This window comes from Stenotrophomonas sp. Y6 (assembly GCF_022436665.1).
Classification (GTDB): Bacteria; Pseudomonadota; Gammaproteobacteria; order Xanthomonadales; family Xanthomonadaceae; genus Stenotrophomonas; species Stenotrophomonas acidaminiphila_A.
Genome location: NZ_JAKUKB010000010.1, coordinates 18,814 through 39,618 on the forward strand (window position 1 = coordinate 18,814; position 20,805 = coordinate 39,618).

At 70.7% G+C, this 20,805-nt stretch carries 14 protein-coding genes; 9 read left to right on the forward strand and 5 right to left on the reverse strand.

What is annotated here, in order from left to right; all coding sequences use genetic code 11:
* Nucleotides 1-23: 23 nt before the first annotated feature.
* A complete protein-coding gene (locus MKP15_RS13045; protein WP_240212985.1) occupies nucleotides 24-848 on the reverse strand; it encodes a 2-keto-4-pentenoate hydratase in 825 nt (274 codons plus the stop codon).
* Nucleotides 849-977: 129 nt separating this feature from the next.
* Here MKP15_RS13045 and MKP15_RS13050 point away from each other — a divergent pair, with 129 nt between their 5' ends.
* From MKP15_RS13050 to MKP15_RS13060, 3 genes are all read left to right on the forward strand, one after another.
* Nucleotides 978-1,976 carry an alpha/beta hydrolase gene (locus tag MKP15_RS13050; RefSeq protein ID WP_240212986.1) on the forward strand — a complete coding sequence of 333 codons (999 nt, stop codon included), beginning with the start codon at nucleotides 978-980 and terminating at the stop codon, nucleotides 1,974-1,976.
* On the forward strand, nucleotides 1,973-3,580 hold the full coding sequence (locus MKP15_RS13055; protein WP_240212987.1) for a carboxylesterase/lipase family protein: 1,608 nt from the start codon (nucleotides 1,973-1,975) through the stop codon (nucleotides 3,578-3,580). The genes MKP15_RS13050 and MKP15_RS13055 overlap by 4 nt, the downstream gene beginning before the upstream one ends.
* 68 nt (nucleotides 3,581-3,648) lie before the next feature.
* Nucleotides 3,649-4,245 (forward strand): cysteine dioxygenase family protein, encoded by a 597-nt coding sequence (locus MKP15_RS13060; RefSeq protein ID WP_240212988.1) that lies wholly within the window; start codon nucleotides 3,649-3,651, stop codon nucleotides 4,243-4,245.
* 179 nt (nucleotides 4,246-4,424) lie between these two features.
* Here the strand turns inward: MKP15_RS13060 and MKP15_RS13065 are convergent, their stop codons facing one another.
* Entirely contained in the window at nucleotides 4,425-8,231 is a 3,807-nt protein-coding gene (locus tag MKP15_RS13065; protein ID WP_240212989.1) for a LamG domain-containing protein, read from the reverse strand.
* A gap of 135 nt (nucleotides 8,232-8,366) precedes the next feature.
* On the reverse strand, nucleotides 8,367-11,117 hold the full coding sequence (locus MKP15_RS13070) for a TonB-dependent receptor (protein ID WP_240212990.1): 2,751 nt from the start codon (nucleotides 11,115-11,117) through the stop codon (nucleotides 8,367-8,369).
* 272 nt (nucleotides 11,118-11,389) lie between these two features.
* Here MKP15_RS13070 and MKP15_RS13075 point away from each other — a divergent pair, with 272 nt between their 5' ends.
* From MKP15_RS13075 to adhP, 3 genes are all read left to right on the forward strand, one after another.
* Nucleotides 11,390-12,412: a sugar kinase gene (locus MKP15_RS13075; RefSeq protein ID WP_240212991.1), complete on the forward strand. Its 1,023-nt coding sequence runs from the start codon at nucleotides 11,390-11,392 to the stop codon at nucleotides 12,410-12,412.
* Nucleotides 12,399-13,037, forward strand: coding sequence for a bifunctional 4-hydroxy-2-oxoglutarate aldolase/2-dehydro-3-deoxy-phosphogluconate aldolase (gene eda / locus MKP15_RS13080; RefSeq protein ID WP_104937610.1), 639 nt, complete (start codon nucleotides 12,399-12,401; stop codon nucleotides 13,035-13,037). The genes MKP15_RS13075 and eda overlap by 14 nt, the downstream gene beginning before the upstream one ends.
* Nucleotides 13,038-13,149: 112 nt before the next feature.
* The gene (adhP, locus tag MKP15_RS13085; protein ID WP_240212992.1) at nucleotides 13,150-14,178 is read left to right on the forward strand and encodes an alcohol dehydrogenase AdhP; all 1,029 of its coding nucleotides are present in this window, start codon (nucleotides 13,150-13,152) and stop codon (nucleotides 14,176-14,178) included.
* A gap of 66 nt (nucleotides 14,179-14,244) precedes the next feature.
* Here adhP and MKP15_RS13090 read toward each other — a convergent pair whose 3' ends face one another.
* Nucleotides 14,245-16,341, reverse strand: coding sequence for a TonB-dependent receptor (locus MKP15_RS13090; protein ID WP_240212993.1), 2,097 nt, complete (start codon nucleotides 16,339-16,341; stop codon nucleotides 14,245-14,247).
* A gap of 194 nt (nucleotides 16,342-16,535) precedes the next feature.
* Between MKP15_RS13090 and MKP15_RS13095 the strand changes: the two genes are divergently transcribed.
* A complete protein-coding gene (locus MKP15_RS13095; protein WP_104937608.1) occupies nucleotides 16,536-17,738 on the forward strand; it encodes an amino acid aminotransferase in 1,203 nt (400 codons plus the stop codon).
* An 82-nt stretch (nucleotides 17,739-17,820) separates the two neighbouring features.
* Here the strand turns inward: MKP15_RS13095 and MKP15_RS13100 are convergent, their stop codons facing one another.
* On the reverse strand, nucleotides 17,821-19,056 hold the full coding sequence (locus MKP15_RS13100; protein WP_240212994.1) for a DUF4010 domain-containing protein: 1,236 nt from the start codon (nucleotides 19,054-19,056) through the stop codon (nucleotides 17,821-17,823).
* Nucleotides 19,057-19,243: 187 nt separating this feature from the next.
* Between MKP15_RS13100 and MKP15_RS13105 the strand changes: the two genes are divergently transcribed.
* Both MKP15_RS13105 and MKP15_RS13110 read left to right on the forward strand, forming a co-directional pair.
* Nucleotides 19,244-20,257, forward strand: coding sequence for a class 1 fructose-bisphosphatase (locus tag MKP15_RS13105; protein ID WP_104937606.1), 1,014 nt, complete (start codon nucleotides 19,244-19,246; stop codon nucleotides 20,255-20,257).
* A gap of 115 nt (nucleotides 20,258-20,372) precedes the next feature.
* Nucleotides 20,373-20,801 (forward strand): nuclear transport factor 2 family protein, encoded by a 429-nt coding sequence (locus tag MKP15_RS13110; RefSeq protein WP_240212995.1) that lies wholly within the window; start codon nucleotides 20,373-20,375, stop codon nucleotides 20,799-20,801.
* The last annotated feature ends 4 nt before the right edge of the window (nucleotides 20,802-20,805 follow it).

Here is a 20,805-nt window from a genome sequence, read left to right on the forward strand (position 1 = left end):
CGTGCATCCATCGTGGCCGCCGCTCAGCCGGCGGCCACCGCCCTGCAGGCAATCTCGCCATGGCCCTCGAAGCGGATCACGGCCTGCTGGCCTACCGCAATGTCGTGGATGCCGGTGGCGTTGCCGGTGGCGATCAGGTCGCCGCGGCGCAGCGGCCGGCCGCGGCGCGCCGAGCGCGCCAGCGCGAACGCATAGGCCGCGCGCAGGCCGCCGGGCAGGTTGCCGGCGCCGCCGGTGCCCACGACCACCCCGTCGATCTCGGTGCGCGCCAGCAGCCGCGCCTCGTCCAGCCGCGTCCAGTCCACGATTTCCGTGCCCAACACCAGGCCATTGTTGTTGCCGAAGTCGGACACCACCACCCGCGGCCCCAGCACGTTGATCGTCGCCAGCGGGCTGCTGGCCACTTCCACCCCGGTGAACAGGCGCGCGGGCAGGGCGGCGGCCTCGGCTGGCGTCCAGTCGAGCTTGCCGGCCGGTGCGTCGGCGTCGAGCCGCAGCACGTACTCGGCCTCGACCGCGGCGAACCCGCCGGCGCCGGAGAACACCGGGATGTCCACGATGCCACCGGTAGCATTCCAGAGCTGGCGCGCGAACACCGGGCCCAGCAGGCGCTCGTCGCCGGACGCGTCGCGGCGCTCGGGCGCGATATAGCCGACCTTCCAGCCGACCACCGCATCGTCCCAGCGGCCGATCGCCAGGTCCTGCACCTGGTAGGCGGTGACCAGGTCGGCCGGGATCGCGCCGGGAAAATCATCGAGCGAACGCCCGGCGCGGCGCGCGTCCACGAACTGGCGGGCGATGTCGTCCAGCGCGGCGGTCGGGGCCGGTCGGCCTTGGTCGATGCTCAAGTGGCTCTCCTGGTGGCGTTGCTGCACCGCCCATCGACAGTGCTGTGGGTGCTGTATATGGTAAACCGGTGTCATCTGGCAATACGCATCGCATCACGGCCATCCCCGTTCCGCATCGCGAGACTCCCCATGTCCCTGACCCTGCTTGGCAGATCCTTATTGTTATTGGCTTTTTTCCTGAATTGCGATGGCGCCAGCGCCGCCACGGGCGACGGCCCGGACGGTGAACCGGTCGCGGGATCGGCGCGGCGGATCGCGCTGTGGCCGAACGGGGTGGCACCGGGGGACAAACCTCTCGCCCAGGCCGCGCGGATCGTCGAACGCAGCACCGACCCGGCGCTGCCGGACCGCTACATCACCCATGTCAGTGCGCCCTATCTGGTCATGTACCGGCCGGCCCGGCCCAACGGCACCGCACTGCTGGTGACCCCCGGTGGCGGCTATCAGCGCGTGGTGCTGGACAAGGAGGGCTCGGCGCTGGTGCCGGCCTTCGTCGAGCAGGGCGGCATCACCCTGTTCGTGCTGCGCTACCGGCTGCCGGGCGAGGGGCGCGACGACCGCGAGGCGGCGCTGGCCGATGCGCAGCGCGCATTGCGCCTGATCCGCGCGCACGCCGACGAGTGGCAGCTGGACCCGCGGCGCATCGGCGTGATCGGCTTCTCCGCCGGCGGGCACCTGGCCGCGCGGCTCGGCAACGGCTTCGACCAGCCCGCCTACCCGGCCACCGACGCCATCGACCGCGCCAGTGCGCGCCCGGATTTCCAGCTGCTGGTGTATCCGGTGATCGACATGGCCGGCGCGGACGCGCACCCCGGTTCGCGCGAACGGCTGCTCGGCGCGCGACCGGAGCCGGCGCTGCAGCGGCGTTATTCGATGCAGGACCAGGTCCGTGCCGACACGCCACCCACTTTCCTGGTGCATGCCGGTGACGATGCGGCGGTGCCGGTCGGCAACAGCCTGGCGTTCTACTCGGGCCTGCTCCGCGCCGGGGTCCCGGCCGAGCTGCACGTGTTCCCGCACGGCGGCCATGGCTTCGGCACCCGTGGCATCGCCGGCCTGACCACCGCCGCCTGGCCGCGGCTGGCACTGGACTGGATCGCCGCGCAGGGAACGGAGCACACGCCATGAACGCCAGGCCCGACGATCCGCAACGGCGCCGGCTGCTGCGCGCCGGCGCACTGTGTTCGCTCGGCGCGGGGCTGGCCGCTGCGGTCCCGGCCGGCGCCGCGCGCGGGCAGGCGAGCCCGCTCGCACGCGTTCGCGGCGGCCGTATCGCCGGGCAGACCGAGCAGGGCATCCATGTGTTCCGCGGCATTCCCTACGGCGCGGACACCGCAACGCGGCGCTTCCAGCCGGCAGTACAGGAAGCCCCCTGGCGCGGCATACGCGACGCCTTGGCCCATGGCCCGGCGGCGCCGCAGACCAGTGGCGAAGGCCCGGGCAGCGAGGATTGCCTGTATCTCAACGTGTGGACGCCGGCCCTGCGCGACGGCGGCCGCCGCCCGGTGCTGGTGTACCTGCACGGCGGCGCCTACAACAACGGCTCGGGCAGTGATCCGCTGTATGACGGCGGCAACCTGTGCCGCCGCGGCGACGTGGTGGTGGTCAGCGTCAACCACCGGCTCAACGTGTTCGGCTACCTGTACCTGGGCGGCCTCGGCGGCCCGGCGTTCGCCGATTCCGGCAATGTCGGCCAGCTGGACCTGGTGCAGGCGCTGCAATGGGTGCGCCAGCATGCGGTGGAGTTCGGCGGCGACCCCGGCAACGTCACCGTGTTCGGCCAGTCCGGCGGCGGCGCCAAGATCGCCACGCTGATGGCGATGCCGGCGGCGGCGGGCCTGTTCCACCGCGTCTGGACGATGAGCGGCCAGCAGGTCACCGCCGCCGGGCCACGCGCGGCGACGCAGCGCGCGCGGCGCGTGCTGGAACACTTCGGCCTGCGCGACCCGCAGGCGCTGCGCACGCTGCCGATGGAAACGCTGCTGGACGCGGTCAAGCTGCGCGATCCGTCGTGGGTCGAGGACACCGGCCTGTACTTCGGCCCGGTACTGGACGCGCGGCACCTGCCGGTGCACCCGTTCTGGCCGCAGGCGCCGCTGCAGTCGGCCGCTATCCCGATGGTCATCGGCAATACCCGCGACGAAACCCGCGCCTTCCTCGGCAACGATGCGCGCAACTTCACACTCGACTGGGAGGCACTGCCGGCGAAACTGGAGCGCGAGCAGTTCGTGGACCTGCCGGTCGCGGAGGTGATCGCCGCGTACCGGCGGATGTACCCGCACTACACGGCGTCGGAGGTGTTCTTCGCCGCGACCACCGCCGGCCGCTCCTGGCGCGGCGCGGTGGAGGAGCTGGAAGCGCGCGCACGCCAGGGCGCGCCGACCTGGGCCTACCAGCTGGACTGGTACGACCGCGGCGGCGAGGCCGACCGGCTGCGCGCCTTCCATACCCTGGACATCCCGCTGGTGTTCCACAACACGCACCAGCCCGGTTCGCGCACCGGCACCCGCGCGTCGGCCACGCGCATGGCCGACGCGATGAGCGATGCGCTGCTGGCGTTCGCCCGCCACGGCGACCCCAACCACGGCGGGCTGCCGCGCTGGGAACCGTACTCGCTGCAGCGCCGGCAGACCCTGGTGTTCGACGACGACAGCCGCCTGCAGGACGACCCGCGCGGCGGCGAGCGCCGGCTGTACGGACAGGTGCCGTTCGTGCAGCGCGGCACGTCATGAGCCGCACATGCCGCCCGGCCATGACGGCAGCGAACGGTTCGTTCACCGTTTTGCCCTAGACTGGCGGCATGATTTCAGATGCAAACGGTTACCCCGGCTTCACCGGCCGCGAACGGCTGGTGGCGGCGATCGATGCCGCCATGGGCGCGGCCGATGTCGGCGGCACGGTGGCGCGGATCGAACACGCGCTGCGCGAGGCCATCGCCAACCCGGCGATCGTGCTGCCGGCATGCGTGCACGAGCCGATCACCGACCACTACGCGCGCCGCGAGCTGTACCGCAGCGCGCGCCACGGCTACAGCATCATCGCCATGACCTGGGGGCCCGGCCAGGGCACCCCGCTGCATGACCACGATGGCCTGTGGTGCGTGGAAGGCGTGTGGCAGGGTGCGCTGCGGATCACCCCGTACCGGTTGCGCGAAGACCATGGCGACATCGCCCGGCTGCAACCCCTGCCCGGCGTGGACGGTACGCGCGGCAGCGCCGGCAACCTGATCCCGCCGGATGAGTTCCATGTGCTGCGCAACGCCAGCGACACTGAGCTCGCGATCTCGGTGCATGTCTACCAGCGGCCGATGGAGCACTGCACGGTGTTCGTTCCGGAAGCGGGGCAAGCGGACTGGTACAGGCGCGAAAGCCGTCAGATGCAGACAGACACCCCGTAGATGCGGGGCTTGCCCCGCATGAATGCTCCCGGTAATGCCCCGTGCCGGGCGAGCCCGGCACCTACGGGGTGTTCGCGGCGGCGCGCAAAGGCCGCAGATGCACACCGATATCCCCGTAGATGCGGGGCTTGCCCCGCATGCAACGCACGGCAATACCCCGTGCCGTGCAAGCCCGGCACCTACGGCAGCGGCAGGCGGTTGTTGAGCAGGGTCACTTCCTCGGCGTCGCCGTCCTGCAGCACCCGGACGCTGGCGCCACGGCGGTCGAGGCCGGCGGGCAGCGGCAGTTCCAGGGTGAGCGTGCGCGGCTGCAGGTCCGATGGCGCTTCCAGTGCCGGGATCGCGACGCGCGCCACCTCGCGGCCGCGTGCATCCTCGAGCCGTGCGTGGCCGGGCCGGGTGGCGACGTGGCCCAGGCTGTGCACGGTCAGGCGCACGCGTCCGTCCGCGACCTGCAGGTCGCCGCGGCCGATGCCGAGGTCGGCACGGGTTTCCACCGGCGTGCCCGCGGCGATCCGTTCGAACTCGAACACGTGCGCCTGCTTCGGCGCGAAACGCAGGGCGGTGGACGCGCTGCGCTCCAGCGCCACCTCGCGCACCTGCGGCTTGCCGTCAATCCGGTCGTCGCCGTCGCGGTCGATGCCGCTGCGGATGCGCCAGGTGCCGGCGGCGATGTTCCAGCCGGTCATCGTCGCCTCCAGCGGCACGTCTGCCATGTTCCAGGCGATCACCTTGAAGCGTTCGCGCGAGGGCGCGTGCACCAGCAGCGCCACCTGCTCGGCCGCGCCAGGGCGGGCGAAGCGCCAGCTCACGGTGTGCCCGGGGAAACTCTGGTTGCGCTTGAGCGCGATGCCGCCCAGGCGCAGGCGCTGCAGGAACTCGCTGGGCGCCTCGACGCGGTCGCTCCACCAGTGGCCCTCGGTGTTCATGTACTCGCGCTGGGCCTTGGCCTGGATGCCTTCGGCATGCAGGGCTTCCAGATACGATTTGTCGCCGCTCAGCTGCCACGCGGTGATGGCGGCGAAGCCGGTGTCGCCCTTGTCGGCGGCGGCGACCAGCTGCCGGCCCCAGTCCTGCTGGCGGCCGAGCACGTCGATGATGTTCTCGCCCAGGTTGGACAGTGCGCCGGGGCCGCCACGCTGCACGCGGTAGTCCAGCGCCTTCAGGTAGCGGTCGTCGCCGCTCCAGCGCCACGCCGCCCAGAACGTGTGCATGACGTCGCCGGCGCCCGAACCCTGGTTCAGTTCGCCACCCCGGGTCTTGCCGGTGGCCCAGTGGATCTCGTTGGGCAGCGTCCAGCGGCCGGTGTCGTCGGTATAGGCGTGGGCGAGGTAGCTGTCGGCCAGTCCGGTGACCAGGGTGCGGCCGGTCGGGTCGGCGTTGTACTCGCCCAGCAGGAACGCCGGGTGCAGCGCCGGGAACGAGTAGGGCTTCTGCCACTGCCAGTTCGGCTCGCGGTAGACCTTGTTGCCACCGAACCAGTTGCTGGAGAACAGCAGGTGGCCCTGTGGGTTGCGCAGAATGATGCGCTCGTCGAACGCGCGCACCGTTTCCATCAGCCGCTCGACGGTCAGCGGGTCGCCCCAGTTGAGGTAGAGCATGGCGCTGTTGGCGTTGATGCCTTCCTCGTAGGCGTGCAGTTCGTCGGTCTCGATGGTGCTCAGGCCGTTGGCGAACATGCCGTTGCGGTACACCGCGTCGGACAGTGCGGTCAGCGAGGCATTGAGGCGGTCCGGCTCCACGCCCATCAACGCCAGCCCCGGCCACTGCTGGGTCAGGTCGGTGTCGTCGGAAATGCCGCCGCCGAAGTCGCCGTACTCGACCTGGCGGTGGTCGATCCACCAGTCGACGAAGCGGCGCACGCGCCTGAGGTCCTCCAGCTGCCGGAACGCCCACAGCGGCACGCCCTTCGGTGGCTGCGGCTGCTGGAACGGCGGCCGGCCCTGGCTGTTGTAGCTGATGTAGTTCCAGTACAGCCGGCCCAGCGCGTGGTCCGGGTCCACCCGCAGCAGGTCGCTGAGGTCGGCATATACCCGCGCGTACAGGCGCTGGCGCTTTGAGGTGGTGTGTTCCTCCACCAGGAAACCCCAGTTGTCGCGCACCTGGTTGAAGCGGTCGGCGACATGCTCCCGCAGCGCCTCGCTGCGGTCCTTGAACACCAGCCGCACCTCGGCGCCGTCCAGCGAGGCGGCGTTGAAGCCGGGCGCGGCCGCGGCGATGGCGATCCACAGGCTGTCGGCGGTAAGGATGCGGTCGCGCAGGTCCAGCCACAGCGTGCGCGGCTGCCCGGGGCGGACCGAGACCGACACGTCGATCATGTCGCGCGACGGCCAGATCGGGTCCTTGATGCGGATGTTCAGCGGGATCACGCCGCCGCCGGGGCCGTCGTGGGTGGCGGGCAGGTCCAGCGCCGGCAGGTCGATGGCGATGCCGTCCAGGCCATCGTGCATGTTCTCCCAGCTGTACGCCCAGCTGCGGATCAGCGGCTGCGCCGCCGGGGCGTCGCCGACCCCGGACGGCACCAGTACGTGGACGATGGGCCGCGGCTGCGCCGGAAGCGTGTCGGCGCTTCGCTTGCGCGAACCGGCACCCTTGGGCAGCGCCATCACCACGCTGCGCTCGTCCGCTGCGAAGCGGCCATTGATGTAGTCGCGCAGCGCGGCGATGTTGGTGTAGTCCGGCAGCACGCGGCTGTCGATCAGGTAGCGCTGCTTGACCGTGCCCTGCGGCTCGGCGGCATCGCTCACGTGGTAGCCCCAGATCTCCTGGATCGGCGTTTCCTGCTCGGCATTGGAAAAGCGCAGCGTGCCGCCGGTCTGGGCGGGGAACTCATCGACGCTGCGGACCACGCCCCGCGGCCGGGTGAACAGGGTGCCGGCATCGCCGCCGAGCGTGCCGAAGGCGGCACCGCGGATCTCGATGCGGTTGATGGCTTCGCCATCGGGCACGGTCAGGTCCAGGTGCTGGCCACCTTCGACATAGGTGTTCCAGTCCGGCAGCTGGAAGTAGTCGTTGCGGCCGGGCAGGCGCGAGCGGTTGTAGACGCCGGGCCAGGTGGTCTCGGCGATGCCGTCGGTCCCTTTCCACATCCACTGCTTCTTGTCCTTGACGTCGGCGAACTCGACCTTGCGGATCGTCGTCACCGCCGCGTCCAGGAGCGGCGGCGGCGCGCTCTCCCAGCCGTAACGGTGCCACCACGCACGCTGCGTGGCGCCCGCGGTCTGGCCCGCGTCCGGTGCCGCATTGCGTGCCAGCGCGGCCACGCCGGTGGCGTCGAGCATGCGGTCATAGACGCGGATCTCGTCGAAATCGCTGCCGCGCAGGAAGTTGTAGCGGCTCTGCACCTGGTAGGGCGCCATCACCCGCCCGGCCAGGCCGAGCTGGTCGAGCGCGGCATCGTAGTCGCCGGTGCTGTCCACGCGTGCCACTTCGCGGCCGTCGAGGAACAGGCGCACGCCCTGGTCCTCGTCCCAGGCGAAGGCAATGTGCTGCCACTGGTCGGGCGACGGGTTGCGGTCCAGGCGGAAGGAGACACGGGTCCGCGCCAGGTTGGCATCGGTGACGAAGGCATCGAAACCGTGGCCGTTCCAGTCGATGCGCAGCCAGGTCATGTCCCAGCTGCTGTGGTCGGCGTAGCCGACGCGGAAGATCACGAACGGCGCCTCGCCCACGGCGTAGCGCGGGCGCCAGAAGAACGACAGGGTGCCGCGTTCGGCGCGGATGTTGCCCGGTGCGTTCCACGACAGCACGCCGTCGTCTTCCCAGCGGATCGCGCGGCCATGGGCACCGTCGTCGACCAGGCTCACCTTGTCCTGGAAGTTGGGAACGGCATCGCCCTGCGCCTGGTCGGCGACGAAGCCGTGGTCGGCCGATACGCGGAACAGCAGGTTCGGCGGGGAAGAAAGCGCCGCCGCCGGGAGCGCGGACGACAGCGCGCAGGCCAGCAGCAGGGTACGCGACAGCGGGCGGGTGGAACGTGGTGACATCGGGCGTCTCTTGGAAGCGCGCGGCGCGTGCCTGCGCCGCGCGCGGTGGGCCAAGTTAGCGACGCCAACGCGTCATCACATCCTGCGTCGCACCATCGGCTGGCTCCCGGCGACATGCCGGCAGCGCAGCCCGGATCAGAACCGGTAACGCAGCCCCAGGGTGTAGGTGCGCCCGGTCTGGCTGTACTCCAGCGGCAGCGACACCGACGGGTTGGCCACCCACGATTCCTGCGCCTCGTTGGTCAGGTTGGCGCCTTCCAGGCTCAGTTCCAGCTGGTCGCTGATGCGGTAATGGATCGACGCATCGACGATGGTGGTGCCGCTCTGGCCGTGCACGCCGTTGGCGTCGCTGTTGAAGCCGGCCTCGGTGCCGGGCACCTGGATCAGGTAGTCGTTGCGGTTGGTCGCCGAGACGCGCCCGGAGAAGCGCTCGCCTTCGTAGAACAGCGTCGCGTTCCACGAATTCTTGGACTGGCCGGTCATCGCCGCCTTCTGCGCCGTCGCGCCGGAGGACAGCAGGTACTGGATGTCCGAATCGACGTAGGTGTAGTTCAGCTGCGTGCCCAGGTTGGACCACTTGCCCGGCAGGAAGGTGAACGGCTGCACGTAGTTCAGCTCCACGCCCTGCAGCTTGCCGCCCGGGGTGTTGACCGGCACGGTGAAGGTGAACTCGTCGCTGGGGCTGGCGTTGAGGTTGTCCAGCAGGCTGGCCGGCAGGCCGCTGTCGGCATAGACGCGGGTTTCGCGGGTGTTCTGGATGTAGCTGCCGATATCCTTGTAGAACACGGTGGCGCCGAGCATCGCGCCTTCGTCGAAGTACCACTCCAGGCCCAGGTCGTAGCTCTTGGCGCGCACCGGGTCGAGCATCGGGTTGCCGCCGCTGACCGTCTTCGCGCTGCCGCTGACGTTGACGGTGACGCCCGGGGTCAGGCTACCCAGGCCGGGACGCGACATCACCTTGGCCGCGGCGAAGCGCAGCAGGAAATCCGGGGTGAGTTCGGCCACCACGTTCAGCGAGGGCAGGGTGTCGTTGTACTCGCGGGTCACAGTGGCGGCCACGGGCGTGCCACTGGCGGTGGCGATGCCCGACGAGGTCTGCTTGGTACGGACGTGGCGCACGCCGAGGTTGCCGTACACCGGGATCGAACCGATCTCGGTGGAGAACTTGCCCATCAGCCAGCCGCTGCGGTCCTGCTCCTCGACGCCACGCATGCTGGCCGCGTAGTCCGCCAACGCGTAGATGCCCTCGCCGTTGAGGACGCCGAACATATTGGCGATGGCACCGAAGTTGGGCACCACCCACGTACCCGGCGAGCCGGCCAGGCCGCCGAGGCTGGCCAGCTCGGTCATGTCGGCCGGCACGATCCTGTTGCCGGTGCTGAAGTTCGGCACCGTGGTCTCGTTGCCGACGCGCCGGCGCTCCATCGAATCGAAGCTGTAGTTCTTGCCCTGCACGCCGCCGCTGAGGGTGAACGAGGGGCCGATGACCCAGGAGAAATCCAGCTCGCCGTTGTGGAACTCGTTGGTCACGTAGTTCTGGCGCAGGCGGATGGTGGACAGGGTCCAGCCATTGGGATCGGTCGGGCTGACGCCGTAGTTGAACACCGGCTTGTTGGCGTTGCCACGGTAGTCGTAGCTGTAGCCCTTGACGTTGAGCTTGTCCATCATGATGGTCGCCTGGACCGGGTTGTCATGTTTGGACCGCGAGGTGCCGACCCTGCCGCTGACAGTGAAGCTGTCGCTCAGCCTGTGCTCGCCGTCGAGGCTGACCTGGTAGAAATCCGTACTCCATTCGTCGTGGCGGTTCTCGGCGCGGATATCCACGTTGTCCATCTGCGCGTAGACCAGCGCGCCATTGCGCACTTCGCCGGCATTGACCAGGATTTCCCGCTTGCCCAGTGCGTCGGACTTGCTCAGGCCATTGGCCTCGATGTACTTCTCGTCACGCTGCGCGTCGATCTTCGAGTACAGCGCATCCAGGCTGAAGGTGGTGCGGTCGCTGGGCTTGAACTGCAGCGAACCGGTCACGCCCAGGCGCTTCTGGTCGTGCTCCATCAGCGTGTAGCGCGGGAAGCGCGGCGCATAGACGTCGGACCTGAGCGCTTCCTTGAACGCGGAATTCGGGTTGAAGCCGCCATTGGTGGTGCCGCCGGCCCAGCGCACGGTGCCGGTGCCTTCTTCCACGGTCTCGCGCTCGGAGTACGCCACCGACAGCAGCGCGCCGACCCTGCCGTCGGCCCAGCTGTTGGCGATCAGGCCCGCGAAACGCGGCATCGCCGCCTGCGAGGCGTCGTTGTAGGCGGTCTGCACGTTGGTCACCAGGGTGAAGCCGTCGTAGTCGAACGGCCGGGCGGTGCGCAGGTCCACGGTGGCGCCGAGCGAGCCTTCCTCGACGTCGGCCGAGGCGGTCTTGCGCGCGATCAGCTGCGAGAACAGATCCGAGGCGAACACGTTGAAGTCGAAACCGCGGCTGCGGTTGGTGCCGCCCTGGCCGTCGCTGCTGCCGACGGTGCTCAGCGCTTCCATGCCGTTGATGCGCACCCGGGTGAAATCCGGGCCCAGGCCGCGCACGGTGATCTGGCGGCCTTCGCCGCCGTCGCGGGTGATGACCACGCCGGGGATGCGCTGCAGCGATTCGGCCAGGTTGCTGTCCGGGAACTTGCCGATGTCCTCGGCGACCACGGCGTCGACCATGCCGGCTTCGCCGCGCTTGATGTCCAGTGCCTTTTCCACGCTGGCGCGGTAGCCGGTGACGGTCACGGTATCCAGTTCGGTGGCGGCGGCGCCCGCGTCCTGGGCGGCGGCGGCGCCGGCCTGCAGCGCCAGCGCGATCGACAGCGCGAGCAAGGTAACCGGTGTCTTTTTCTGCTTGCTGTGTGGATACATGTGTTTCCCCCTCTCCAAAGGTTTACATGCGAAACGGCGATTCCTGTAGTGCCAAAGGCATATGACACCGCTGGTCAAAACCGAAAGTAGCAGGAGCTCCGGGAGCGAGCATCTTGCACTGCAACAGGCGATGAAACGCCCGCAACCCCTTGTCTTTGGGACATTACGGCGCCGATGTCGACAGGGACAGGAGACATTTGGCTGCAGATGACACCGATGGTCAAACTATCGTGCCATCATTCCCGCCCGTGTAGACCGCGACAGGAGTCCCGATGAGTTCCCCCCGTGTTGTCTGTTTCGGCGAGCTGCTGTTGCGGCTCGGCGCCCCCGGCCACCAGTTGCTGCTGCAGAGCCCGGCGCTGGAGGTGCATTGCGGCGGTGCCGAGGCCAACGTCGGCGTCTGCCTGGCGCATCTGGGCCATGCGGTGGCGATGGCCGGCGTGGTCGCCGACAACCCGCTGGGCGCGGCGGCCACCGGCGAGCTGCGCCGGCACGGGGTGGATACCACGCGGGTGCGGCGCGGCGACGGCCGCATGGGCCTGTATTTCCTGACCACCGGTGCCGGCCACCGGCCCAGCGAGGTGGTCTACGACCGCGCCGATTCGGCGTTCGCCAGCGCGCGCGCCGACAGCTACGACTGGCCGGCGCTGCTGCACGGCGCGCAGTGGCTGCACCTGTCCGGCGTCAGCCCGGCGCTCGGCGCCGAGGCCGCACAGGCCACGCTGGCCGCGGCACGCGCGGCCAACGCCATGGGCATCAAGGTGTCGTTCGACGGCAACTTCCGGCCGAAGCTGTGGGAGCGCTGGGGCGGCGACGCCAGAGCGATCCTGCGCGACCTGTTCGACTGCGCGCACATCGTGTTCGCCGACTATCGCGACATCGGCGTGGTGCTGGGCGGGGAGTTCGCGCAGGCCGAGGCGCAGGCGCGCGTGGACGCGGCGGCGGCGATGGCGTTCGCCGCGTTCCCGCGGCTGCAGTACATGGCCTGCACCCAGCGCACCGCGCACAGCGCCGGCCACCATTCGATCGGCGCGATGCTGCTGGGCCGTGACGGCACCCGTGCGGTCGCGCCGGCGATGGAGTTGACCGCCATCATCGACCGCATCGGTGGCGGCGACGCCTTCGCCGCCGGGGTGCTGCATGGCCTGATCGAAGGCTTCGACGCCGATGCCACGGTCCGCTTCGGGCTGGCTTGCGGCTGCCTGAAGCACTCCATTCCCGGCGACTTCAACCCGGTCGGCGTGGCCGACGTGATGGCCCTGATGGGCGAAGGAAAGTTCGATGTCCGGCGCTGATCCGCGCGTACGCGCCGTGCTCAAACTGGCCCCGGTGATCCCGGTGTTCACCCCCGACGCCATCGACGATGCGGTGCAGGTGGCACAGGCGCTGTTCCGCGGCGGCCTGCCGGTGATCGAAGTGACCCTGCGCACGGCCACCGCGATGGACGCGATCCGGGCGATGGCCGACGCGGTGCCCGAGGCGGTGATCGGCGCCGGCACCGTGCTCGATGCGCGGCAGATGGCGCAGGTCAGGGACGCCGGTGGCCGCTTCGCGGTCTCTCCCGGCGCCACCGACCGGCTGTATGCCGCCGCGCGCGACATCGACCTGCCGTTCCTGCCCGGCGTGGCCACCGCGTCGGAGCTGATGCGCGGGCTGGAGCAGGGGCTGGACACGTTCAAGTTCTTCCCGGCGGTGCAGGCCGGCGGCGCGGCGATGCTGGCGGCGTGGAACGGCCCGTTCGGCGACGTGCGCTTCTGTCCCACCGGCGGCATCGGCGTGCAGACTGCCGCGCAGTTCCTGCACCTGCCCAACGTGCTGTGCGTCGGTGGCTCGTGGCTGACCACGCGCGATCTGCTGGCGGCGCGCGACTGGGCCGGGATCGAACGGCTGGCGCGCGAGGCGGCGTTGCTGGCCGGCTGAACGGGCTGCCGTCCGTCGGGCCGCGCGCGTTTGCCGCCAGGGCGTGATCACGATCAATGCGCCGGCCCGCGGACGGCGCCAGAGTAGGCACGTTCCCCCACGGAGATCGCGCATGGACAGGACAATGAAGGCCGCGGTGGTGCGTGCGTTCGGCCAGCCGCTGGTCATCGAGGAAGTACCGGTGCCGCGCCCGGGTGCCGGCGACATTCTGGTGAAGATCGAAGCCTGCGGCGTCTGCCACACCGACCTGCACGCCGCCGAAGGCGACTGGCCGGTGAAGCCGGAGCCGCCGTTCATTCCCGGCCACGAAGGCGTCGGCCACGTGGTCGCGGTGGGCGCGGGCGTCCACCATGTCCGCGAAGGCGACCGCGTCGGCATTCCCTGGCTGTACTCGGCCTGCGGCCATTGCGAACACTGCCTTGGCGGCTGGGAGACGCTGTGCGAAAGCCAGCGCAACACCGGCTACTCGGTCAATGGCGGGTTCGCCCAGTACGCGCTGGCCAACGCCGACTACGTCGGCCACCTGCCCGACAGCGTGGGCTTCGTCGAGATCGCGCCGGTGCTGTGCGCCGGGGTGACCGTCTACAAGGGCCTGAAGGTCACCGACACCAAGCCCGGCGACTGGGTGGTGATCTCCGGCATCGGCGGGCTCGGCCACATGGCCGTGCAGTACGCGCGGGCGATGGGCCTGAACGTGGCCGCGGTGGACGTGGACGAGGACAAGCTCGCCCTGGCGCGCCGCCTGGGCGCGGCGGTCACCGTCGACGCCCGCGCCACCGACCCGGCGGCCTTCCTGAAGAAGGAGATCGGCGGCGCCCATGGCGCACTGGTGACCGCGGTATCGCCCAAGGCGTTCGCCCAGGCACTGGGCATGGTCCGCCGCGGCGGCACGGTGTCGCTCAACGGCCTGCCGCCGGGTGACTTCCCGCTGGACATCTTCGGCATGGTGCTCAACGGCATCACCGTGCGCGGCTCCATCGTCGGCACCCGCCTGGACCTGCAGGAATCGCTGCAGTTCGCGGCCGACGGCAAGGTCGCCGCGACCGTCTCCACCGATGCGCTGGAAAACATCAACGCGGTGTTCGCGCGCATGCGCGCCGGCCAGATCGAAGGGCGCGTGGTCCTGGACCTGAACGCCTGAGCGTCCCTGCATGGCCGCCGTCGCCCGCTCCCCCTCCCGCGGGCGCGGCGGCCGTGCATCGCCGCCTCAGTGCGGTGACCACTGCCATTCCACGCCCAGGGTCCAGCAGCGGCCGCGGCCGGGTTCGTAGTAGCGACGGTTGCCGTCGTTGACGATGACCGAGCCGATGTAGCGCCGGTCCAGCAGGTTGTCCACGCGCGCGAACAGGCGCAGCGGGCCGTTCGCGGTGCGCCACTGGCGGGCCGCTTCCAGGTTCAGCAGTGCGTAGCCCGGCGCGCGTCCGTCGCCCAGGTCGGTGCTTGTCGTGGCGCCCGCGGCCAGCGCGTCGGCGGCCAGTTGCCAATGGCCCGGCTGCCAGTCCCATCGCGCCTGCAGCAGTTGCCGCGGGACCCCCGGCAGGGCGGTGCCGGGTGCCACCGGGTTGCGCGGCACGGTACAGGGCGCCGGCACGCCCGTGCAGGTCAGGTAGCCGTCGCGCACGCTGGCCTGCAGCCAGGTCCACGCCAGCTGCAGCTGCTGGGTGTCGCCCAGCGGCTGCCGCCAGCCCAGTTCCATGCCGCGGCGGCGGGTGGCGCCGATGTTGCGGTAGCTGGCGCGGCCACCGCTGTTGCTGGCGACCGCCAGTTCGTCGTCGGTATCGGTGTGGAACAGGGCCAGGTCCAGCCGGGTGCCGGCCTGGGTGCGCCATTTGGCGCCAACCTCCAGGTTGCGGCTGGTAGCCGGCGCAAGATCCAGCGCCAGCCCGGCAGCGCCATCGGCGCGGTAGCCGAGCTCGTTGAAGGTCGGGGTCTCGAAACCGCGCCCGGCCGAGGCATACAGGCGCAGGTCCGGGCCGGCGCGGAACACCACGCCAGCCACCGGCGTGGTGGCGGCGTACTGGCGGCGGCCACTGTCGTCCGGATTGCCGGCGGTGATATAGCGGTCATCGGAGCGGAAGTGCACCCGGCTGTGGCGCGCGCCGGCCAGCAGCGACCAGCGCGGCGCGACCTGCCACCAGGCCTGCGCGAACTGGTCGACGTTGCCGACCCGGTCGCGCTGGTCGCGGCGCAGCCGGCCGCTCACGCCCAGCACCTCGCCGACGAAGTTCTCGTGGCCGGTGCGGTGCTGCCGCTGGCGGTCGGCGTTGGCTCCAAGCACCAGTTCCAGCGGGCGCGCGGCCAGGCTGCCGTGCCAGGCCCAGCGCGCGTCCACGCCGCCGTAGCCACCGTCCAGGCCGATCACCCCGCCGGCATGCAGCGGGTTGGCCTGCGCCGCGGGCGGAATGGCCAGGAACTGCGCCACCGTGCGCTGCCCGGCATAGGCCATCAGCCGCCAGGTCTGGCCGCTGCGCTGCAGCGTGTACACCGCGCCGGCCTGCGCCTGCCGCACCGACTTGCGGGTGTCGTACAGGGAGGCGACGGCGGTGGCCTGGAGCGGGTCCTCGCGCACCTGCTCGCGGTCCAGGCCCAGCGGGTCCTGCGCGCGCGGCGCATCGAGCACGTTGAACAGCAGGTCCAGGCGCTGGCCCGGGGCCAGCTCGAACCCGAGCCGGGTGTTGAGCGATTGCCGCCGCGCCGCACTGTGCCGGCGCCAGCCGTCGGTGCGGTAGTCGCTGGCGGCGACGTTGTAGCGCATGGCACCGGCCAGACCCCGCAGCTGCACGCCCAGGCTGCGGCTGTTGTCGCTGCCGGCACTGGCGCGCAGCCGCCATGGGTCGCCCGCCTGGCCATCGGCGCTCCACAGCTGCACCACGCCGCCGGAGGAGTTGCCGTACAGCGCCGAGAACGGCCCGCGCAGCACCTCGATGCGTTCGGCGCCGAGCAGGTTGAAGTGCGACAGCTGGCCCTGGCCGTCGGGCATGGTCGCCGGCACCCCGTCGACCAACAGGCGTACGCCACGCACGCCGAAGGTGGAGCGCGCGCCGAAACCGCGGATCGACAGCTGCGTGTCCTGCGCCAGGTTCTGCCGCTCGCGCGCCAGCAGGCCCGGCACTCCGCCCAGCGCGTCGGACACCAGCGCGCCACGGCCATTGCCGTACGCGTCCACGGCCTGGGTGGTGATCGACGCGGGCAGGTCGAAATCGTCCACCGCATGCACCCGTGCCGCCTGCACCTGCACCGCATCCAGGGTCGCCGGGGCCGGCGCCGCCAGCGCCACCACCGGCAGCGCCACTGCCACTTGCATCACCGGGAACCACCGCCTGCGTCGCTTCATGCCGGCATCATCGCCGATCACCGGCAAGCGGTGGACCGTGCGCGACGGTTCCGGCTGAAACCCCCAGCGGCCAAGCGCCCCCGGCCCTGTTAGGATGGGGCGGTTTGACCGCGCTGCGCGGTCGTCCCGAAGTTCCCCCTCCCGCCACCGTGACGAGTACCGCCGTGTCCTTCTTTGCAAACGTGGAACAGGTTCCTGGCGACCCGATCCTGGGTCTGACCGAGGCCTACAACGCCGATCCGCGCCCGACCAAGGTCAATCTTGGCGTCGGCATCTATTACGACGAAGACGGCCGCATCCCGTTGCTGCGCGCCGTGCAGCTGATCGAACAGCAGCTGGCCGCCGAAGCCAAGCCGCGCGGCTACCTGCCGATCGACGGCCTGCCCGCCTACACCCAGGCCACGCAGAAGCTGGTGTTCGGCGAGGGTTCGGAGCTGATCGCCAGCGGCCGCGTCGCCACCGCGCAGACCATCGGCGGCAGCGGCGCGCTGCGCGTGGGCGCGGACCTGCTGCACAAGCTGCTGCCGCACGCCACCGTGGCCATCAGCAACCCGAGCTGGGAGAACCACCGCGCGGTGTTCGGCGCCGCCGGCTTCGAGGTGGTCGATTACACCTACTTCGACAACGCCAGCCACGGGCTGGATTTCGCCGGCATGATCGCCGACCTGCAGAAGCTGCAGCCCGGCACCGTGGTGCTGCTGCATGCCTGCTGCCACAACCCGACCGGCGCCGACCTGGACACCGCGCAGTGGCAGCAGGTCGCCGCGCTGCTCAAGGAGCGCCAGCTGTTCCCCTTCATCGACATGGCCTACCAGGGCTTCGACAAGGGCATCGAGCAGGACGGCCAGGCGGTGCGCATCATCGCCGAGGCCGGGATCGACAGCTTCATCGTCGCCAATTCGTACTCCAAGTCGTTCTCGCTGTACGGTGAGCGCGTCGGCGCGCTGTCGGTGGTGGGCCCGGACGCGACCTCGACCAGGGCCGTGCAGTCGCAGGTCAAGCGCATCATCCGCACCATCTACTCCAGCCCGTCCACCCACGGCGCCGCGCTGGTGGCCGGGGTGCTGGGCAGCGCCGAGCTGCGCGGCATGTGGGGCGCCGAGCTGACCGCGATGCGCGAGCGCATCCACGCCCTGCGCGCCGGCATGGTGCAGAAGCTGGCCGCGCTGGGCGCGCCGGAGTTCGGCTTCATCCAGCAGCAGGCCGGCATGTTCTCCTACTCGGGCCTGAGCAAGGCACAGGTGGACCGGCTGCGCGACGAGTTCGGCATCTATGCCGTCGGCACCGGCCGCATCTGCGTGGCCGCGCTCAGCCAGAAGAACCTGGACTACGTGGCCAAGGCGGTCTACGACGTCAGCCGCGGTTGATCCGCGGCCCGCGCCATCACCCGGAAAAGCCCGGCGGACGCCGGGCTTTTTCATGCCTGAGACCGCGCCGGCCGGCGTGGTCTCAGGCCGGCACCAGCCAGGTGGCCGCCGCGGCCGCGGCCACCATCGCCACCAGCCCCGCGCCGACCGCGGCACCGTAGCGCGGCCCGCCGCTGGCGAACGCGAGCACCGACTTGGCCAGCGAGGCCGACGCCAGCAGCGCCACCACGCCCCAGCGCGCCGGTTCCAGCTGCAGGCCGCCGGCGGCGTTCAGGCTGGCAATGCCGGCCGCCGCGGCGTGCAGTTCGCCGAGCGCGGCAATGGTCGCGCCCACCAGCGCCCCGGCCTGGCCGAACACCTGGCGCAGCCATTCGGACACCAGCAGCACCGCGGCGATCACCAGCGCGATCATCAGCGCGTGCCCGAGGCGGAACGCCTTGGCGGTGGCGGTGCGCGGCACGGCTTCCTCCTTCACGTGGCGCAGCCCGAGCAGCGAGAGCGCCAGCAACGCCAGCGCCGCGGCCAGCAACGGCCAGGCGCTGGCGCGCAGCAGCGCCGGCGACGTGGTGCCGATCACCGCCGCGAACAGCAGCAACGAAGCCAGGTTGGCCAACAACGCCGCCGCCGCCGAAGGGCCGACCAGTTCCGCCGCCGCCCTGCTGCCGCGGCCGAAGCCGGCCACCGCCGCGGTGGATGAGGCGAAGCCCGAGAAGAAGCCCGCCACCGGCAGCCCCCAGCGCGCACCGACCGCGCGCAATGCGAGGTGGCCGAGCATGCCCACGCCCATCACCAGCACCACGATCTGCCAGAGCTTGGACGGCACCAGTACCCCCCAGGGGTCGATCGCCTCATCCGGCAGCAACGGCAGCACCACCAGCGCGCACGCCGCCAGCAGCAACGCGTCGCGCATCTCCTGGTCGCTGATCAGGTCGCGGCTCAGCCGTGCCAGCGGCGCCTTGGCCCACAGCAGGATCGCCACCACCACCCCGAGTGCCGCCGCCAGTTCCGGGGCGTCGAATGCCAGCGCGCCGAGCAGCACGGTGATCAGCAGTGCGATCTCGCCGGTGAGGCCGGGGTCGTCGCGGGCGGTGATGCGGTAGCTGCTCCACGCCAGCAGCGCAGCCGCCAGCAGCAGCACCACGAACACCGCCGGTCCGAAGGCGATGCCGACCGCGCCCATCAACGCCAGCAGGGCGTGGGTGCGCACCCCGGCCTGCAGCGTGGTGGCATCGCCATGCTGGCGCTCGCGCACCGCGCCGATCAACAGGCCGATGCCGAGCGCCGCGGGCAGACTCTGCGTTGCCTGGTCCCAGTCCATTTCTCTCCCTCCGGAACGCGCATGTTAAGCCAGCACCGGCCGGCGCCGATGGCGCGCGCCGGTGGCCGCAGGCGTCATCGCGTGGCCGTTTCCGCGCCGCCCCGGGACAGGACCGGGCCATGACCTCGTAAATGCCAGGACAACCCGCGACAATAGCGCTCCTTTCGTCTGAAGGTAGCCCCCGAACATGTCCCGCACGTCGCTGACCCGCTTCCTGATCGAAGAGCAGCATGCCCGGCGCATCAACGCCGACCTGCGCCAGCTGGTGGCGGTGGTGGCCCGCGCCTGCACCAGCATCTCGATCGCGGTGAGCAAGGGCGCGCTGGGCGGCGTGCTCGGCGATGCCGGCACCGGCAACGTGCAGGGCGAGGCGCAGAAGAAGCTGGACGTGATCTCCAACGAGATCCTGCTCGAGGCCAATGCCTGGGGGGGCCACCTGGCCGCCTGCGCGTCGGAGGAAATGGACCACAGCCAGCCGGTGCCGTCGGAGTACCCGCAGGGCGACTTCCTGCTGCTGTTCGATCCGCTGGACGGCAGCTCCAACATCGACGTGAACGTGTCCGTCGGCACCATCTTCTCGGTACTGCGCGCGCCGGCCGGCGTGGAACAGCCCGGCGACGAACACTTCCTGCAGCCGGGCGTGCAGCAGGTCGCGGCCGGCTACTGCATCTACGGGCCGAGCACGATGCTGGTGCTCAGCGTCGGCCACGGCACCCATGCCTTCACCCTGGACCGCGAGACCGGCGAGTTCGTGCTGACCCAGCGCGGCATGCAGGTGCCGGCCGACACGAAGGAATTCGCCATCAACATGTCCAACCAGCGCCATTGGGAAGCGCCGATGCAGGGTTATGTCGCGGACCTGCTGGCCGGCCGCGAAGGCGTGCGCGGCAAGGACTTCAACATGCGCTGGATCGCCTCGATGGTGGCCGACGTGCACCGCATCCTTACCCGCGGCGGCATCTTCATCTATCCGTGGGACCGCAAGGATCCGTCCAAGCCGGGCAAGCTGCGGCTGATGTACGAGGCCAACCCGATGGCGATGCTGGTCGAGCAGGCCGGCGGTGCCGCCACCGATGGCCGCCGCCGCATCCTCGATATCCAGCCCGGACAGCTGCACCAGCGCGTGCCGGTGTTCCTGGGTTCGCGCAACGAGGTGGCCGAGGCCACGCGTTACCACCGCGAGCACGACGCGCAGGCCTGAATCCGCGCGCCTGCGCACAGCCCGGCACGCGCTGCGGCGGCTGCCGGGCGTGACCCGGCACTACCGCGGCAGCCGGGTCCGCGCCACCCTCGGGGTTTCGCCGGAGGATAGGCCGATGCGCGCATGGCTCGCCCCGGGGTTGTGCCTGGTTGCCGGCTGGGCCGGGGCACAGCCCCCCTCATTGGCGCAGGCCGACGATGCCTGGAACCGCCTGCGCCAGCAGGGCGAGGCGGCGGCGTTGGCACCACTGCTGGCCGAGGATCGGCTGCTCACCCGTTCCGACGGCCGCATGCAGCACAAGGCCGACGACCTGCAGGCGCTGGCCACGCGCCCGCGCCGCACCCCCCGCATCGACAACGAGGACGTGCGCATACGCCGTTACGGCGACACCGCGGTGGCCACCGGCACCAGCGTGCAGGCCGCGGTCAGCGACGGCCAGCCGTGGCAAGGGCGCTTGCGCGTCACGCGCGTGTGGGAGTTGCGCGATGGCCGCTGGCAGAGGGTCGCCTCGCATTCGTCGCGCCGGGCGCCGACCGGGCCCTGAAAGT

Coding starts and splice junctions, on each gene's coding strand:
- MKP15_RS13075 (WP_240212991.1), top strand. CDS start 11,390: ATGAGTTCCCCCCGTGTTGTCTGTTTCGGCGAGCTGCTGTTGCGGCTC.
- MKP15_RS13105 (WP_104937606.1), top strand. CDS start 19,244: ATGTCCCGCACGTCGCTGACCCGCTTCCTGATCGAAGAGCAGCATGCC.
- MKP15_RS13050 (WP_240212986.1), top strand. CDS start 978: ATGTCCCTGACCCTGCTTGGCAGATCCTTATTGTTATTGGCTTTTTTC.
- MKP15_RS13065 (WP_240212989.1), bottom strand. CDS start 8,231: ATGTCACCACGTTCCACCCGCCCGCTGTCGCGTACCCTGCTGCTGGCC.
- MKP15_RS13070 (WP_240212990.1), bottom strand. CDS start 11,117: ATGTATCCACACAGCAAGCAGAAAAAGACACCGGTTACCTTGCTCGCG.
- adhP (WP_240212992.1), top strand. CDS start 13,150: ATGGACAGGACAATGAAGGCCGCGGTGGTGCGTGCGTTCGGCCAGCCG.
- MKP15_RS13055 (WP_240212987.1), top strand. CDS start 1,973: ATGAACGCCAGGCCCGACGATCCGCAACGGCGCCGGCTGCTGCGCGCC.
- MKP15_RS13100 (WP_240212994.1), bottom strand. CDS start 19,056: ATGGACTGGGACCAGGCAACGCAGAGTCTGCCCGCGGCGCTCGGCATC.
- MKP15_RS13090 (WP_240212993.1), bottom strand. CDS start 16,341: ATGCAAGTGGCAGTGGCGCTGCCGGTGGTGGCGCTGGCGGCGCCGGCC.
- MKP15_RS13060 (WP_240212988.1), top strand. CDS start 3,649: ATGATTTCAGATGCAAACGGTTACCCCGGCTTCACCGGCCGCGAACGG.
- MKP15_RS13110 (WP_240212995.1), top strand. CDS start 20,373: ATGCGCGCATGGCTCGCCCCGGGGTTGTGCCTGGTTGCCGGCTGGGCC.
- eda (WP_104937610.1), top strand. CDS start 12,399: ATGTCCGGCGCTGATCCGCGCGTACGCGCCGTGCTCAAACTGGCCCCG.